Source organism: Streptomyces sp. NA04227, from assembly GCF_013364195.1.
Taxonomy (GTDB): Bacteria; Actinomycetota; Actinomycetes; order Streptomycetales; family Streptomycetaceae; genus Streptomyces.
On the sequence record NZ_CP054918.1, the window covers coordinates 5,795,582 to 5,812,173 of the forward strand.

Annotated in this window: 11 protein-coding genes; 7 read left to right on the forward strand and 4 right to left on the reverse strand. The window is 71.0% G+C overall.

Translation table 11 applies throughout. The annotated features are described in order from the left end of the window. Positions 1 to 41: 41 nt before the first annotated feature. On the forward strand, positions 42 to 830 hold the full coding sequence (locus tag HUT18_RS24735; RefSeq protein ID WP_176102750.1) for a protein phosphatase 2C domain-containing protein: 789 nt from the start codon (positions 42 to 44) through the stop codon (positions 828 to 830). A 139-nt stretch (positions 831 to 969) separates the two neighbouring features. Here HUT18_RS24735 and HUT18_RS24740 read toward each other — a convergent pair whose 3' ends face one another. Beyond that, positions 970 to 1,479 (reverse strand): MarR family winged helix-turn-helix transcriptional regulator, encoded by a 510-nt coding sequence (locus HUT18_RS24740; RefSeq protein ID WP_254878790.1) that lies wholly within the window; start codon positions 1,477 to 1,479, stop codon positions 970 to 972. A gap of 267 nt (positions 1,480 to 1,746) precedes the next feature. On the opposite strand from HUT18_RS24740, the gene HUT18_RS24745 reads away from it, so the two are divergent. Beyond that, on the forward strand, positions 1,747 to 2,580 hold the full coding sequence (locus HUT18_RS24745; protein ID WP_176102752.1) for a lysozyme: 834 nt from the start codon (positions 1,747 to 1,749) through the stop codon (positions 2,578 to 2,580). 104 nt (positions 2,581 to 2,684) lie between these two features. Here the strand turns inward: HUT18_RS24745 and lon are convergent, their stop codons facing one another. Beyond that, positions 2,685 to 5,177 (reverse strand): endopeptidase La, encoded by a 2,493-nt coding sequence (gene lon / locus HUT18_RS24750; protein ID WP_176102753.1) that lies wholly within the window; start codon positions 5,175 to 5,177, stop codon positions 2,685 to 2,687. Between the two features lie 442 nt (positions 5,178 to 5,619). Here lon and HUT18_RS24755 point away from each other — a divergent pair, with 442 nt between their 5' ends. The 5 genes from HUT18_RS24755 (at position 5,620) to HUT18_RS24775 (ending at position 12,921) form a co-directional block, all read left to right on the forward strand. Continuing rightward, a complete protein-coding gene (locus HUT18_RS24755) occupies positions 5,620 to 6,045 on the forward strand; it encodes a GNAT family N-acetyltransferase (RefSeq protein WP_254878791.1) in 426 nt (141 codons plus the stop codon). Positions 6,046 to 6,126: 81 nt separating this feature from the next. Then, on the forward strand, positions 6,127 to 6,861 hold the full coding sequence (locus HUT18_RS24760; protein WP_254878792.1) for a spermidine synthase: 735 nt from the start codon (positions 6,127 to 6,129) through the stop codon (positions 6,859 to 6,861). Between the two features lie 120 nt (positions 6,862 to 6,981). Next, positions 6,982 to 7,722 (forward strand): response regulator transcription factor, encoded by a 741-nt coding sequence (locus HUT18_RS24765; protein WP_176102754.1) that lies wholly within the window; start codon positions 6,982 to 6,984, stop codon positions 7,720 to 7,722. After that, a complete protein-coding gene (locus HUT18_RS24770; protein ID WP_176102755.1) occupies positions 7,719 to 8,864 on the forward strand; it encodes a HAMP domain-containing sensor histidine kinase in 1,146 nt (381 codons plus the stop codon). The genes HUT18_RS24765 and HUT18_RS24770 overlap by 4 nt, the downstream gene beginning before the upstream one ends. A gap of 280 nt (positions 8,865 to 9,144) precedes the next feature. Next, entirely contained in the window at positions 9,145 to 12,921 is a 3,777-nt protein-coding gene (locus tag HUT18_RS24775; RefSeq protein ID WP_176102756.1) for a multifunctional oxoglutarate decarboxylase/oxoglutarate dehydrogenase thiamine pyrophosphate-binding subunit/dihydrolipoyllysine-residue succinyltransferase subunit, read from the forward strand. 141 nt (positions 12,922 to 13,062) lie between these two features. On the opposite strand, the gene HUT18_RS24780 is transcribed toward HUT18_RS24775, so the two are convergent. Together HUT18_RS24780 and fxsT are read right to left on the reverse strand one after the other, a co-directional pair. Then, on the reverse strand, positions 13,063 to 13,611 hold the full coding sequence (locus tag HUT18_RS24780; protein WP_176102757.1) for a YciI family protein: 549 nt from the start codon (positions 13,609 to 13,611) through the stop codon (positions 13,063 to 13,065). A gap of 71 nt (positions 13,612 to 13,682) precedes the next feature. Further along, complete coding sequence (gene fxsT, locus HUT18_RS24785) at positions 13,683 to 16,568, reverse strand: FxSxx-COOH system tetratricopeptide repeat protein (RefSeq protein WP_176102758.1); 2,886 nt, start codon at positions 16,566 to 16,568, stop codon at positions 13,683 to 13,685. Positions 16,569 to 16,592: the final 24 nt, after the last annotated feature.

The window sequence follows — 16,592 nt, forward strand, 5'->3', positions numbered from 1 at the left end:
GGCAACGGCACCCGGTACCCCGGCTCGGGCAGACTGGCCCCATGCGCATCGAACTCGCGACCCGGCCCGGCGAGGCGGCCCGCCCCAACGAGGACTATCTGTCGATCGCCGTTCCCGCGTCGGGCCTCGGTGGAACGCTGGTCCTGCTGGACGGGGTGACCCCACCGAAGGGGGACTACGGATGTGTGCACTCGGTGCCGTGGTTCACCGCGCGGCTCGGCGGCGCCCTGGGTGAACTGTCCGTTTCCCGACGAGATCTGACGCTGACTCAGATTCTGGCCAAGGCAATCCGCCGCACCGCCGATTCACACTCCCAAACCTGTGACCTTTCTCACTCCCGCACCCCTCAGGCGACCGTGGTCCTCGCCCGCTGGGACGACACACATCTGGAACTTCTCGTACTGTCCGACTCCGCTCTGCTCGTCGAGCACCCGGACGGCGCCGTCACCGCGTACCTCGACGACCGCATCGGCCGTCTGCCGCACGGCAGTCTGGCCAGCGCGGCCCGGGTGGACGCGGATCTGCGCAACAAGGAGGGCGGCTTCTTCACGGCCGCGGCCGATCCCTCGGTCGCGGACCGCGCGGTGACCGCCGTTCTGCCGCGCGCCGAGGTGAGCGCCCTCGCCGCGCTGACCGACGGCGCGACCCGCTGGGTGGAGAAGTTCCGCGAGGGCAACTGGCGGGACTGCTTCGCGCTGATCCGCAAGGAGGGCGGCGAGGCGCTCATCGACCGGGTGCGCGCCCTGGAACTCGCGGACATCGAGGAACGGATCTTTCTGCGCCACGGCAAGACACATGACGATGTGGCCGTGGGGTTCGTGGAGTTCTGAGGGCCACGGGGGCTCTGGGGGTTCCGGGGCTCCCAGGGAGTGGGGCGCTCGTACGGGTTCCTCGCGTGGTGCGGCGCGGCGCGGCACCGGAGGGTCGCCGATCCCGCCCGCCACCGGCCTCACCCTCACCGCCCCCGGCTCACCGCCGGGACTCCTCCCCCGAGTCCTGCGCGGCGTTCAACTTGCCGAGCAGCCGGGCCAGTTCGGCGACCTCGGTACGGTCCCAGTCCGCGAGGCGGTGTACATAGCGCTTGCGCCGGGCGTCGCGTACGGCGCGGAAGCGGCTGCGGCCGGGTTCGGTGAGCCGGATCAGGGAGGCGCGGCCGTCGGCCGGGTCCGGCTCGCGGGTGACGATGCCGAGCTCCTCCAGGGCGCGCAGCTGGCGGCTCACGGTGGCCTTGCCGACGCCGATGAACGCGGCGAGTTCGGTGGCCCGCCGGGCGCCGGACTGTTCCAGACACTGGAGCAGCCCGTAGGCCGCGGGCTCCAGGTCGGGGTGCATCTCGCGCGCCATCTCGCCGGAGGTGGCGCGGGCCCGGCGCAGCAGCAGGCCCATCTCCCGTTCCAGGGCGAGGAATTCGGGGTCGGCACCCGCGGCGGCCGCCTCCTGCCCGGCACCGCGTCCCGCGGCGTTCTCGTTCTCGTGCACGTCAGCGCCCATCCTGCCCGGCCCCGCGCGAGGCCCTGTCGCGGAAAAATCCCCGCCGCGGTCCGACGTCACCGCAGCTCTTACCAGTATTTCCCAGGTCTGGACCAACGGCGTGCTCCGGGCCCCCTTCCCCATGGGGTTCTACGTGCGTAGCTTCAGTAATGACATGCCACCGACAAGCGCTCCCCCCAACAGCCCGTCGGACCACGGCAGTCGCCCACTGAGCTCGCCCCTCTCCCGAGCTCCAGAGGCCCTTCGGAGGCACGAATGCCCGTGCAGAGATCCGGATCCCCCCGCCGCTCACGCCGCACCGTGTTCGGCGTCCTGCTCGCAGTTCTCTCACTGCTCCTGACCCTCCCCGCCGCGGCCGCCGACGGCTCCCCCGCCGCCAAGCCCCAGCGCGGCTCCGCCCACCTCGGAATGGGTGTCATCCCGCACGACGGCCAGGGCCCGCTGCCCCTGGGCGTCACGGCGGAACAGACCGAGGGCGTCGACGTCAGCAGCCACCAGGGCAATGTGAACTGGCCCGCGCTGTGGTCCAGCGGCGTGAAGTGGGCCTACGTCAAGGCCACCGAGGGGACGTACTACGAGAACCCCTACTTCGCGCAGCAGTACAACGGCTCGTACAACGTCGGCATGATCCGCGGCGCGTACCACTTCGCCACCCCGAACACGGCCTCCGGCGCGGCACAGGCCGACTTCTTCGTGAACAACGGCGGCGGCTGGTCGCGGGACGGCAAGACGCTGCCGGGCGCGCTGGACATCGAGTGGAACCCGTACGGCGCGCAGTGCTACGGCCTGTCGCAGGCCACCATGGTCGCCTGGATCTGGGACTTCGTGAACCGCTACAAGGCCCGCACCGGCCGCTACCCAGTGATCTACACGGCCACCAGTTGGTGGAAGACCTGCACCGGCAACTACGCCGGGTTCGCCGTCAACCACCCACTGTGGATCGCCCGTTACAACACCAGCCCGGGCGAGCTCCCGGCCGGCTGGGGCTTCCAGACGATGTGGCAGTACACCTCCTCGGGACCGATCGTCGGCGACCACAACAAGTTCAACGGCGCCTACGACCGCGTCGTGGCGCTCGCCAACGGCTGAGCCCCGACCGGGACATACCCGTGTCCCCGTCCGCCACCGGGTGGTGACGGACGGGGACACGCACGGTCGTGGACCGAGGGACGCTCGGGCCACGACCGGACGGCTCAGGCCGCGACCGGGATCCGCTCGACCCCGTCCATGGCCGGTTCCAGGGCCAGTTCGAGCACCTGTCGGACATCCGAGACGGCGTGCACGTCGAGCTTGTCGAGCACCTCGGCGGGGACGTCGTCCAGGTCCGCCTCGTTGCGCTTGGGGATCACCACCGTGGTGAGGCCCGCGCGGTGCGCGGCGAGCAGCTTCTGCTTCACGCCGCCGATCGGCAGCACCCGCCCGGTCAGCGAGACCTCGCCGGTCATCGCCACGTCCGTCCGTACCTGCCGCCCGCTGAGCAGCGAGGCCAGCGCCGTCGTCATGGTGACACCGGCACTCGGCCCGTCCTTGGGCACCGCCCCGGCCGGGAAGTGGATGTGCACGCCGCGGTCCTTCAAGTCCGCGACGGGCAGCTCCAGTTCGGCCCCGCGCGAGCGCAGGAAGGACAGCGCGATCTGCGCCGACTCCTTCATCACGTCGCCGAGCTGACCGGTCAGGGTCAGACCCGAGGCACCGGTCTCCGGATCGGCCAGCGAGGCCTCCACGTACAGCACGTCGCCGCCCGCCCCGGTGACCGCGAGGCCGGTCGCCACGCCCGGCACCGACGTACGGCGCTCGGCCGGGTCCTGCGCCGACTCCGGCACATGGTGCGGCCGTCCGATCAGGCCCCGCAGATCCGCGTCGGTGACCGTGAACGGCAGTTCGCGCTTGCCGAGTTCGTGCTCGGCCGCGATCTTGCGCAGCAGCCGGGCGAGAGAACGTTCCAGGTCGCGTACGCCCGCCTCACGCGTGTACTCACCCGCGAGCTTGCGCAACGCCCCGTCGTCCAGGGCCACTTCACCACTCTCCAGTCCGGCCCGCTCCAACTGGCGCGGCAGCAGGTGGTCCCGGGCGATGACGACCTTCTCCTCCTCGGTGTACCCGTCCAGCCTGACCAGTTCCATCCGGTCGAGCAGCGCCTCCGGAATGGCTTCCAGGACGTTGGCGGTGGCAAGGAAGACCACGTCGCTCAGGTCGAGTTCGACCTCCAGGTAGTGGTCGCGGAAGGTGTGGTTCTGCGCCGGGTCGAGCACTTCGAGCAGCGCCGCGGCCGGGTCGCCGCGGAAGTCGGAGCCCACCTTGTCGATCTCGTCGAGCAGCACCACCGGGTTCATCGACCCGGCCTCCTTGATGGCCCGCACGATCCGCCCGGGCAGCGCCCCGACGTACGTACGCCGGTGGCCGCGGATCTCCGCCTCGTCCCGTACGCCGCCGAGCGCCACCCGCACGAACTCACGGCCCATCGCGTGCGCCACGGACTCGCCGAGCGAGGTCTTGCCGACGCCGGGCGGCCCGACGAGCGCGAGCACCGCGCCTCCCGCCCGTCGCCCGCCACCACCCTCGACCGAGGCGCTCTGCGCCGCCCCTTGGTTGAGCCGCCCGCCGACCAGGCCCAGACCGCGGTCCGCGCGGCGCTTGCGCACGGCCAGGTACTGGGTGATGCGTTCCTTCACGTCGTCCAGGCCTGCGTGCTCGGCGTCCAGCACCGCCTGCGCGCCCCTGATGTCGTACGCGTCCTCGGTGCGGACGTTCCACGGCAGTTCGAGCACCGTGTCCAGCCAGGTGCGGATCCAGGAGCCCTCGGGGCTCTGGTCGCTGGACCGCTCCAGCTTCTCGACCTCCTTGAGCGCGGCCTCGCGCACCTTCTCGGGCAGGTCGGCGGCCTCCACCCGGGCCCGGTAGTCGTCGGACCCGTCCTCGCCGCCCTCGCCGTTCAGCTCGCGCAACTCCTTGCGTACGGCGTCCAGTTGGCGCCGCAGCAGGAACTCGCGCTGCTGCTTGTCGACGCCCTCCTGGACGTCCTTGGCGATGGACTCGGCCACCTCCTGCTCGGCCAGGTGCGCGCGCAGCTGCTCGGTGGCGAGCTTGAGCCGGGCGACCGGGTCGGAGGTCTCCAGGAGTTCGATCTTCTGGGCCGTGCTGAGGAAGGGCGAGTAACCGGAGTTGTCCGCGAGCCGCGCGACGTCGCCGCTGTCGGCGAGCTGCTGCACCCGGTCCACGATCTGCCAGGCCCCGCGGTCGCGCAGCCAGCTCGTGGCCAGCGCCTTGTACTCGGTTACCAGTTCGGTGATCGCACCAGGCAGGGGCTCGGGCAGCTTCTCCTCGATCCGCAGGCCCTCCACCCACAGCGCGGCGCCCGGCCCGGTGGTACCCGCACCGATGCGGACCCGGTCGTGCCCACGGATCAGCGCACCCGGATCACCGTCGGACAGCCGCCCGACCTGCTCCACGGTGCCGAGCACACCGGTGCTCGCGTACGTGCCGTCGACGCGCGGGACCAGCAGCACCCGCGGCTTGCCCGGCTCGTTGCGCGCGGCCACCTGTGCGGCCTCGACCGCGGCCCGTACGTCGTTGTCGTTCAGGTCCAGCGGGACCACCATCCCGGGCAGCACGACCTCGTCGTCGAGCGGCAGCACGGGCAGGGTGAGCGTGCTCGGCACCCTGTTTTCACCGGACTCAGCAGCCATGATCTCCCCTTCGGCAGTCAAGTTGAGCGATACCCACTCAATGCTTGTGAGCCTGGGGATGTTCCCCAACGGTTGTTCGCTGTGAGCGATCGCTACGGCGGCGAGGGTGACGACTGGGGCGTACGGGAGGGAACGTCCGGGTTCGCCGGGCGCATTCCGCGTACCACCTCGCACCGCCTCCCGGGCGCCGAAATTCCGTGGCAGAGGGGGCGCACCCCCGCCTACTCTCGGCCCGCCCGCGCTCCGCGCGGCACCCGATCCGCGACAGGAGCGACGCTTGCCCTCCCTTCCTTCCCCTCCTCCTCCCTCTTCTCCTTCTTCCTCTGGCGCTCCCACCCCTCCGATCTCTCCCCCTCCTCCCTCCTCTCCCTCCGCTCCCGCTCCCCTTGTCACCGAGCGACTGGAGCTGCGGCCGTGGACGGACGAGGAACTGGACGCGGTCGTGGCGAATACCCGGCTGCCGCACTGGGCCGAGGACTTTCCCGCCGAGGGGGACACCGTGATCGCGGGGTTCCTGCGGGAGCGGCCGGAGGCTCTCGGGGAGTTCGGGCACCGAACGGTGAGCGAGCGGGAGACCGGGCTGGTCGTCGGATCGATTGGCTTGTTCTGGCCACCCTTGGAGGGGCGACTCGAGATCGGCTACGGCATCGTCGCCTCCCGCCGCGGCCTCGGTTACGCGACCGAGGCGACCCGCGCGCTCGCCGCGCACGGACTGACCGCGCCGGGCGTGCGCACCGTCGAGGCCCAGGTGGAAACGGCCAATCCGGCCTCCGTCCGCGTACTGGAGAAGGCCGGAATGCGCCTGCTCGACCGGGACGGGGAGATGGTGAGGTACGGCCTCGGCGCCCCGGCCCCCAGCGAGGACTGACCCGCACTCCGCTCAGCGCACCGGCGACAGCGGTCGTACGGATTCGGCCACTGTCGGAGGCGTACGGCACAGTGGACGGCCATGAACGCGAACAACGCGCACTCCGTCGCGGGCACCAAAAGCGGCACGCGCACGGGCACGTACGAGCCCGAGGCGCCGGAGGTGCTCGACCGGCGCGAGGGTCCGTACGGCGAGGTGGTGCTTCGCCGCCACGGCGGGCTGCTGCAGATCATCGCCAACGGGTGCTTCCTGATGGACACCTCCGACGGGCGCTCCGAGCGGCTGCTCGTGGACGCGGCGCTCGGCGCGCTCGACGGGCGGCCGGACCCGGCGCTGCTGATCGGCGGGCTCGGGGTCGGCTTCTCGCTGGCGCATGCCGCGGGCGAGCCGCGCTGGGGACGGATCACGGTGGTCGAGCGGGAGCAGGCCATCGTCGACTGGCATCTGGACGGCCCGCTCGGCGAGCTCTCCCGCGCGGCGCTCGCGGATCCGCGAGCGTCGATCGCCCGTACCGACCTGCTCGCCCACCTCCGGGACGACCGGGCGCCGCGGTACGACGTCCTCTGCCTGGACATCGACAACGGTCCGGACTGGACGGTGACCGAGGACAACGACGGGCTGTACTCGCCGTCGGGGCTCGCCGTCTGCAAACGCCGCCTCACGCCCGGCGGGGTGCTTGCCATCTGGTCGGCCAAGCCCTCGCCCGCGTTCGAGGCGGCACTGCGGGACGCGGGGTACGAACAGGTACGTACCGAAGAAATCACGGTTGCGCGGGGCGTACCGGACGCCGTGCACCTCGCGGTGAGGCCTGGATAGCCGCGAGGCGGTTACTGCCCGTACTCTGCTGAGCGACCGGATCAATCAGACGTGTTCAGACGTGCAGCGCAACCGTGGAATCATGCCAGGATTCCGGAAAGCACAGTCAGGGGCGGGGCGATGGAGCAGACACAGACCTCCCACAACGGCACCGGTACGGCCGCACCGGGTGCCCAGCGACGGGTTCTCGTCGTCGAGGACGATCCGACGATCGTGGACGCCGTCTCCGCCCGGCTGCGCGCCGAGGGATTCCTGGTGCAAACCGCGGGCGACGGACCCTCGGCCGTGGACACCGCGGAGGCCTGGCAGCCCGATCTGCTGATCCTCGACATCATGCTGCCGGGCTTCGACGGCCTGGAGGTGTGCCGCCGGGTGCAGGCCCAGCGCCCGGTGCCGGTGCTGATGCTCACCGCGCGGGACGACGAGACGGACATGCTGGTCGGCCTCGGCGTGGGCGCCGACGACTACATGACCAAGCCGTTCTCGATGCGCGAGCTGGCCGCCCGGGTGCACGTACTGCTGCGCCGGGTCGAGCGTGCCGCGCTGGCCGCGGCGACACCGCGCAGCGGCATCCTCCGGCTCGGCGAACTGGAGATCGACCACTCGCAGCGGCGGGTACGGGTGCGCAGCGAGGACGTGCACCTCACGCCGACCGAGTTCGACCTGCTCGTGTGCCTGGCGAACACGCCGCGCGCCGTGCTCTCCCGTGAGCAGCTGCTCGCCGAGGTCTGGGACTGGGCGGACGCCTCCGGCACCCGCACCGTCGACAGCCACATCAAGGCACTGCGCCGGAAGATCGGCGCCGAGCGGATCCGTACGGTGCACGGCGTGGGCTACGCCCTGGAGACGCCGACTCCATGACCGGCGCGGACGACCGGCACTGCGGCGTCGCGGCCTGGTACGCCAAGGCCCGCAGCCGGCTGTGGCCGCGGCCGTTCTCGGTGAAGGCCAAGCTCGGCACGCTGGTCGTCGTCTCCGTGTTCATCACCACGGGTCTGCTGATGATCGCCGTCCGCACCGAGACCGAGCTGCGGTTCATCACGGTGTTCTCGGTGATCGCCACCTTGCTGATCACCCAGTTCGTGGCGCACTCGCTGACCGCGCCGCTGGACGAGATGAACATCGTGGCCCGCTCGATCTCCAACGGTGACTACACCCGGCGGGTCCGCGGCGCCGACCGCCTGGACGAGCTGGGCGACCTGGCCTCCACGATCAACCGCATGGCCGACGACCTGGAGGCACAGGACCGCCAGCGCAAGGAGCTGGTGGCGAATGTCTCGCACGAGCTGCGCACCCCGATCGCCGCGCTGCGCGCCGTCCTGGAGAACGTCGTGGACGGTGTCTCCAGCGCCGACCCGGAGACCATGCGGACGGCCCTGAAGCAGACCGAGCGCCTGGGCCGCCTGGTCGAGACGCTGCTCGACCTGTCGCGGCTGGACAACGGCGTGGTCCCGCTCAAGGCCCGCCGCTTCGAGGTCTGGCCCTATCTCTCCGGAGTCCTGAAGGAGGCCCAGCTCAGCGGCTCGGCCGCCTCGCAGCGCGGCGGCATGACCTCGGGCTCGGGCCGCCACACCCGTACCGACGTCCATCTGCACCTGGACGTCTCGCCGCCGGAGCTGACCGCGCACGCCGACCCGGAGCGCATCCACCAGGTGGTGGCGAATCTCATCGACAACGCCGTGAAGCACTCTCCGCCGCACGGGCGGGTGACGGTACGTGCCCGCCGCGGATACCACCCCGAGTCCCTGGAGCTGGAGGTCTTGGACGAGGGGCCCGGCATCCCGGAGTCCGAGTGGCACCGCGTCTTCGAGCGGTTCAACCGGGGCAGCCACGGCCACCCGGCGAAGGGGCAGGGCGCGGGCAGCGACGGCGGGACCGGGCTCGGGCTCGCCATCGCGCGCTGGGCGGTGGATCTGCACGGCGGCGCGATCGGAGTGGCCGAATCACCTCGGGGCTGCCGGATCCAGGTCACTCTGCCGGGCCTGACGCCTCCGCTGAGTTGACGTAGAGTTCGAAGCGGAGCGGCTGGATCCGGACGCGGGGCGTCCGGAATTGCCGCAGGCGAGCGCGGCGGGCCCGGAAAACGTGGCCGGAAGCCGCCCGTCGGCCTTTTCACCTGCGGCGAACCGCGTTTGTTTCCCGCCATTTCCACGCCTGAAACACACATTCCGATGTGACTTACGTGACGGATCAGCGGCCCGGCCTGCATCTCAGGGCCGGGGAGGCGTAGCCTTTATTTCCGCTGTCCATCACCTTGTGAAGCGGAAGAGGGCGGTTGCCGCCGTGTCGCCACAGTCCCCCAGTAACCCGAGTGTCTCTACCGAGGACCAAGACGGGCAGGGCAAGAACCCTGCTGCCGCGTTCGGTCCCAATGAGTGGCTCGTCGACGAGATCTATCAGCAGTACCTCCAGGACCCGAACTCGGTAGACCGTGCCTGGTGGGACTTCTTCGCCGACTACAAGCCGGGTGGCGGTGCCACCCAGGCCAAGCCGGCCACGGCGCCCCCGAGCACCGAGCCCGCCGCACCGGCGGCCCAGGCCGCCCCCGCGGCTCCGGCCGCGCCCGCGGAGCCCGCTCCGGCTCCGGCCGCTCCGGCGCCCGCGAAGCAGGCCCCGGCCCCGGCCGCCAAGCCCGCACCGGCCAAGGCCGCGCCCGCCGCGAAGCCCGCCGCCGAAGGCGCCGAGGCACCGGCCGGACCGGAGTTCGTGACCCTGCGCGGCCCCTCGGCCGCCGTCGCGAAGAACATGAACGCCTCGCTGGAGCTGCCGACCGCCACCTCGGTCCGCGCCGTCCCGGTGAAGCTGCTGTTCGACAACCGGATCGTCATCAACAACCACCTCAAGCGCGCCCGGGGCGGGAAGATCTCCTTCACGCACCTGATCGGCTACGCGATGGTGCAGGCGATCAAGGCCATGCCGTCCATGAACAACTCCTTCGCGGAGAAGGACGGCAAGCCGACCCTGGTCAAGCCGGAGCACGTGAACCTCGGCCTCGCCATCGACCTGGTCAAGCCGAACGGCGACCGCCAGCTCGTGGTCGCCGCGATCAAGGCCGCCGAGACGCTGAACTTCTTCGAGTTCTGGCAGGCCTACGAGGACATCGTCCGTCGCGCCCGCGACAACAAGCTGACGATGGACGACTTCACCGGCGTCACCGTCTCGCTGACCAACCCGGGCGGCATCGGCACCGTGCACTCCGTGCCGCGCCTGATGCCCGGCCAGTCCGTGATCATGGGCGTCGGCGCCATGGAGTACCCGGCCGAGTACCAGGGCACGTCCCAGGACACCCTGAACCAGCTGGGCATCTCCAAGGTCATGACCCTGACCTCGACCTACGACCACCGGGTCATCCAGGGCGCGGCCTCCGGCGAGTTCCTGCGCAACGTCGCGAACCTGCTGCTCGGCCAGAACGACTTCTACGACGAGATCTTCGAGTCGCTGCGGATCCCGTACGAGCCGGTCCGCTGGAACCGTGACATCGACGCCTCGCACGACGACGACGTCACCAAGGCCGCCCGGGTCTTCGAGCTGATCCACTCCTACCGGGTCCGCGGCCACGTCATGGCCGACACCGACCCGCTGGAGTACAAGCAGCGCAAGCACCCCGACCTGGACATCGCCGAGCACGGCCTCACCCTGTGGGACCTGGAGCGCGAGTTCGCGGTCGGCGGCTTCTCCGGCAAGTCGATGATGAAGCTGCGCGACATCCTCGGCGTGCTGCGCGACTCGTACTGCCGCACCACCGGCATCGAGTTCATGCACATCCAGGACCCGAAGCAGCGCAAGTGGATCCAGGACCGCATCGAGCGCCCGCACTCCAAGCCGGAGCGCGAGGAGCAGCTGCGGATCCTGCGCCGCCTGAACGCCGCCGAGGCCTTCGAAACCTTCCTGCAGACGAAGTACGTCGGCCAGAAGCGCTTCTCGCTCGAGGGTGGCGAATCGGTCATCCCGCTGCTCGACGCGGTCATCGACTCGGCTGCCGAGAACCGGCTCGACGAGGTCGTCATCGGCATGGCCCACCGCGGCCGGCTGAACGTCCTGGCCAACATCGTCGGCAAGTCGTACGCGCAGATCTTCCGCGAGTTCGAGGGCAACCTCGACCCGAAGTCGATGCACGGCTCCGGCGACGTGAAGTACCACCTGGGCGCCGAGGGCACCTTCACCGGTCTCGACGGCGAGCAGATCAAGGTCTCGCTGGCCGCCAACCCCTCGCACCTGGAGGCGGTCGACCCGGTTCTGGAGGGCGTCGCCCGCGCCAAGCAGGACATCATCAACAAGGGCGGCACGGACTTCACGGTCCTGCCGGTCGCGCTGCACGGCGACGCGGCCTTCGCGGGCCAGGGCGTGGTGGCCGAGACCCTGAACATGTCGCAGCTGCGCGGCTACCGCACCGGCGGCACCGTGCACATCGTCATCAACAACCAGGTCGGCTTCACCGCGGCCCCCGAGTCCTCGCGCTCGTCGATGTACTCCACCGACGTGGCCCGCATGATCGAGGCGCCGATCTTCCACGTGAACGGCGACGACCCGGAGGCCGTTGTCCGCGTCGCGCGGCTCGCCTTCGAGTTCCGTCAGGCGTTCAACAAGGACGTCGTGATCGACCTGATCTGCTACCGCAGGCGCGGTCACAACGAGTCGGACAACCCGGCCTTCACCCAGCCGCTGATGTACGACCTGATCGACAAGAAGCGCTCGGTGCGCAAGCTCTACACCGAGTCCCTCATCGGTCGCGGCGACATCACCCTGGAAGAGGCCGAGCAGGCGCTGCAGGACTACCAGGGTCAGCTGGAGAAGGTCTTCACCGAGGTCCGCGAGGCCACCTCGCACTCCTCCGAGGCCCATGTCCCGGACCCGCAGGCCGAGTTCCCGGTCGCCGTGACCACCGCGATCTCCCAGGAGGTCGTCAAGCGGATCGCCGAGTCCCAGGTCAACATCCCCGACCGGGTCACCGTGCACCCGCGGCTGCTGCCGCAGCTGCAGCGGCGCGCGACCATGGTCGAGGACGACACCATCGACTGGGGCATGGGCGAGACCCTGGCCATCGGTTCGCTGCTGCTCGAGGGCACCCCGGTCCGGCTGTCCGGCCAGGACTCGCGCCGTGGCACCTTCGGCCAGCGGCACGCGGTCCTGATCGACCGGGAGACCGGCGAGGACTACACCCCGCTGCTGTACCTCTCCGAGGACCAGGCGCGCTACAACGTCTACGACTCGCTGCTCTCCGAGTACGCGGCGATGGGCTTCGAGTACGGCTACTCGCTGGCCCGTCCCGAGTCGCTGGTCATGTGGGAGGCGCAGTTCGGTGACTTCGTCAACGGCGCGCAGACCGTCGTCGACGAGTTCATCTCCTCCGCCGAGCAGAAGTGGGGCCAGACCTCCGGCGTCACCCTGCTGCTGCCGCACGGCTACGAGGGCCAGGGCCCGGACCACTCGTCCGCCCGCCCGGAGCGCTTCCTCCAGCTCTGCGCGCAGAACAACATGACCGTCGCGATGCCGACGCTGCCCTCGAACTACTTCCACCTGCTGCGCTGGCAGGTGCACAACCCGCACCACAAGCCGCTGGTCGTCTTCACCCCGAAGTCGATGCTGCGTCTGAAGGCCGCGGCCTCCAAGACGGAGGAGTTCACCTCGGGCGGGTTCCGTCCGGTCATCGGGGACAGCGAGGTCGACCCGGCGAAGGTGCGAAAGGTCGTGTTCTGCGCGGGCAAGGTCTTCTACGACCTGGCAGCCGAGCGCGCCAAGCGCAAGGCCGAGGACGTCGCCATCATCCGCCTCGAGCGCCTGTACCCGCTGCCGGGTGCCGAGCTCCAGGCGGAGGTCAACAAGTACCCGAACGCCGAGAAGTACCTGTGGACCCAGGAGGAGCCCGCGAACCAGGGCGCCTGGCCGTTCATCGCGCTCACCCTGATCGACCACCTGGACCTGGCGGTCGGCGCCGACATCCCGCACGACGAGCGACTGCGCCGTATCTCGCGCCCGCACTCCTCGTCCCCCGCGGTCGGCTCCGCCAAGCGCCACCAGGCCGAGCAGGAGCAGCTGGTGCGCGAGGTCTTCGAGGCCTGAGCCAGAAGCGGCCGGTGAGAGACCGGCGCACAGCAGTACGGGAGGGCCCGTTCCGCGCATCCGCGGGGCGGGCTCTCCCGCTTGTCGTGGGGCGGTCGCAGCCGGAGTCGGCCGTGTCCGGGCGGGTCAGGTCAGGTCAGGTCAGGAAGGCCGTCCGCCGAAGTGCCAGTTGTGCACCTCGACAGCGGCGTACCGGTCCTCGGTCAGGACGGCGCGCGCCGTTGCCTCGTCCGGTGCCCGGACCAGTGCCGCCGTACCCAGCCAGGTGGTTCCGTCGTCGGCCAGCAGCGGCCCGTAGGCGATCGGTTCGTCCCGGCCGGGCGGCACCGCGAGATCGGCGGGCCCTCCCGCGCCCAGGCCGAGGACCAGGTAGCGGTTGCCGCCGCTCCGGCCGCCGGGGAAGTCCCACATGGTGCGCCCGAGCAGGTTGCGCCACCGCCGAAGCAGCACGTCCCGGTAGGCGCCCGCCTGGTAGTTGGGCTCGTCGAAGGCGAACGCACGAGCGGCGGCGGGATCCGGCAGGTCGAGGATGTGCACGCTTCCGGTGGGTGTGCCGTCCTCGGCCAGGGTCGGGCCCCGGGCGATCATCTCCTTCGCGTACCGGTCCATGTAGGACAAGTGGTCCTCGTTCAGCTTGTCGCGCAGTGCTGCGGAGCCGGGGCGGTCGCGGTGGTAGCAGAGGAACTCCATGCCCAAAGGATCTCCGTGGCCGGGAGGCCGGGTCCAGCGGGTTTCCCCGCAGGCGGCGGTGGGCCCCGGCCTCAGATCGGCTGCGGCTCGAAGTCCCAGCCGCTCAGCGACTCGGGGGCGTGCGTGGCGCGTTCCAGGCCCTGGGTCAGTGGGTGTCCGGTGCCGAGGACGGCGACGGCGCGTGGATGGGCGTCGTGGGCGAGCGCGAGGGCCTCGTCCCGCTGCCCGGCGCGGGCCAGGGCGGCGACGCCGTTGTGGGCGCAGCCGAGGGCCCAGGGGTGGTCGCGGCCCACCGCCGTGTTCATCCGGTCGCGGTTGCGGCGGGAGAGTTCGAGTGCGGCGTCCAGGTCACCGGCGTCCCGCAGCAGCAGGGTGACGTTGTCGCGGGCGCCGATGGTGTACGGGTGGTCCTCGCCCTGGAGGGCGGCGTACAACGTGGCGGTGCTCTCCGCGAGTTCGCGGGCCTGCTCGGCCTGTCCGAGTTCGCGCAGCAGCATCGCGTAGTCGCAGGAGACCATCAGCGAGTCGGGGTGCTGGCCGCCGCGTCGCTTGAGCGACTTCTCGCGGACCTTGCCCATCATGGCGCGCGCGAAGTGGACGTCGCCCATGCGCCGGGCGCACAGGGCCAGGTTGTGTTCCGCCCACAGGGTCTTGCTGTGGGTGCGGTCCAGGATCTGGCTGTGCAGGCGGGAGTTGTGCTCCTGGTTGCGCAGGGCTGGTTCGTACGCGCCGAGCAGCCGTAGTGTCCAGGCCTTGGCCATGGCGGAGTAGAGCGTGGTCGGGTGCTTGGGGCCGAGCAACTGCTCGCGGGCGTCGTGGATTTCCTCGTGCAGCGCGAGCGAGTCGCGGTAGCGGCCGAGGAGTCCGAGGGCCACGGCGAGGTTGCTGCGGATGTTGAGGGTGCGCGGCACCGTGGTGTCGCCGAGTTCGACGCCGGCGCCGCGCGCGGCGTCCTCGAACAGGGCGCGGGCCTCCTCGTACTTGCCCAGCGTCATCAGGGTGCCGCCGAGCCCGTCCTTGGCGCGGATGAGTTCGATGGGCCGTACGCCGGGTGTCTCGCGCAGCCGGTCCAGGGTCTGGCGGCCCACGAACTCGGCGTCCGTGTGGCGGCCCAGCCTGCGCAGCATGTTGGCCTGCTGGTGGACGGCGACCAGGACGGAGCGGTCGGTGGGTCTTGAGGTGGCGCTCCAGGACTCCACGGCCATCCGGCTGAGCCACCAGCCGTCGTGGTACTCGCCGCGCATCCGCAGGTACTCGACGCAGTTCAGGACGAGTTCGCGGACGTCCTCGTCGGTGGAGGCCAGAGCGCCGGAGGGCTCCAGGTGCGGGATGAGTTCGGCGTAGCGCGCCCAGTTGCCCGCCTGGCCGGGTTCGCGCGGGTCGGCGGCGACGAGGACCTGGCGGGCGGCGGCCGAGTGCCGCTCGCGGTCCTTCGGGGACTGGATGCCGACCACGTACCGGTGGAAGAGCCGGTGCATGCGCAGGGTGCTGACGCGTTCGATGCCGAGCCTGCCGGGCTCGTACTCCAGGCGCATCGAGGTGACCTCGGAGAGCTTGCGCAGCGCGGTGTTCCAGTCGCTCGGCTCGGCGACGAGCTCGCGCAGCGTGGGCGGCAGGTCGCTGGGCCGCGCGGACTGGAGCAGTCGTACGGGCACCAGTTCCGGGGAGAAGCAGGCAAGCAGGTTGAGCAGGTGCCAGGCGTCGGCGGCGTCGTCGCGCAGGGTGTTGAGTGTCTTGGCCCAGGCGACCTGGAAGCTCTCCGGGTAGTCGGCGGACTCCAGGACACCGAAGCCGTCCGGCTTGCCGCGCCGGATGTCGCGGACGTAGTCGGGCACCGAGGCGGTGGGCGTGATGTCGAGCCAGGCGCTCATCTGGTCGAGGAGCAGCGGCACGTCCTCGACGGCGGCGGCGAGCTGGTCGGCCTCGTCCTCGCTGAGCCGGGCGGTGCGGCGGCCGACGAAGGCGACGGACTCGTGCCGCTCGAAGGCGCCGACCGGCAGGGGCTTTCCGTACGCGGCCCACTCGGCGTGCAGCGAGGTGATCAGGACGTGGCCGCGGCCGTCGGGGACCAGATCGCCGAGCTTGTCGGGGGTGGTGGCGCCGTCGAGGACGAGCAGCCAGGGCCGGGCGGTGTCGGCCAGTTCGGCGCGGACCGCGTGGATGACGGTGTCGAGCTGCCCCGAGGCGTCGACGCCGAGGTGCCCGGCGAGCGCGGCGAACTGCTCCCTGGCGGTACGGCGGTTGGCGGCGGTGACCCACCAGACGATGTCGTACTCGCCCTTGAAGCGGTGGACGTACTCCAGCGCGAGCTGGGTCTTGCCGTAGCCGCCGGGGCCGTGCAGGACGACGGTGCCGCCGTCGGCGCGCAGCTGGGCGAACGTGTCGTGGACGCTCTCCAAGAGGTGGGTGCGGCCGGTGAAGCGGTGGTTGCGGCGCTGGGTGTTCCAGACGTCCGGGTGGTCGTCGGGGAAGCGGGGCCCGCGGGAGAGGTCGACCTCGGCCGGGCGGCCACCGAGCCCCAGGCAGTGAAGGACCCGGCGGCGTGCCGCCTGCGGATCGAGTCCGCGCAACTGCACCGGGCCGAGGGCGGTCACGGCCGGGGGCAGCGCCTGTGCGGCGATGCTCACGGCGGCCAGGCGCGTGCCGTACCGGTCCATGGCCTCGCGCAGCACGGCGGCCCAGGCGCGGGAGCGTTCACTGCCGAGCCGCTCGTGCCAGTCGTCGACGACGACCAGGACCTTGCCCGGCGCCCGGAGCAGATCGGCCAGGGCGTCCCCGGTGTGCGGCCGGTCGAGCGGGTTCCAGCGGATGAGCGCGGTGGCGCCGCCCGCCGCCCGGATCTGGTGGGCGATCCAGTGGGCCCAGGACTCGCTCTGCCCGGCGAAGACCACCGTGATGTGGGCACGCTCTTGGTGGGCACGCTCTTCCTGGGAACGCCCTTCGCTGTCCCGCCCCATTGCCCCGCTCCTTCGCCGGACCGA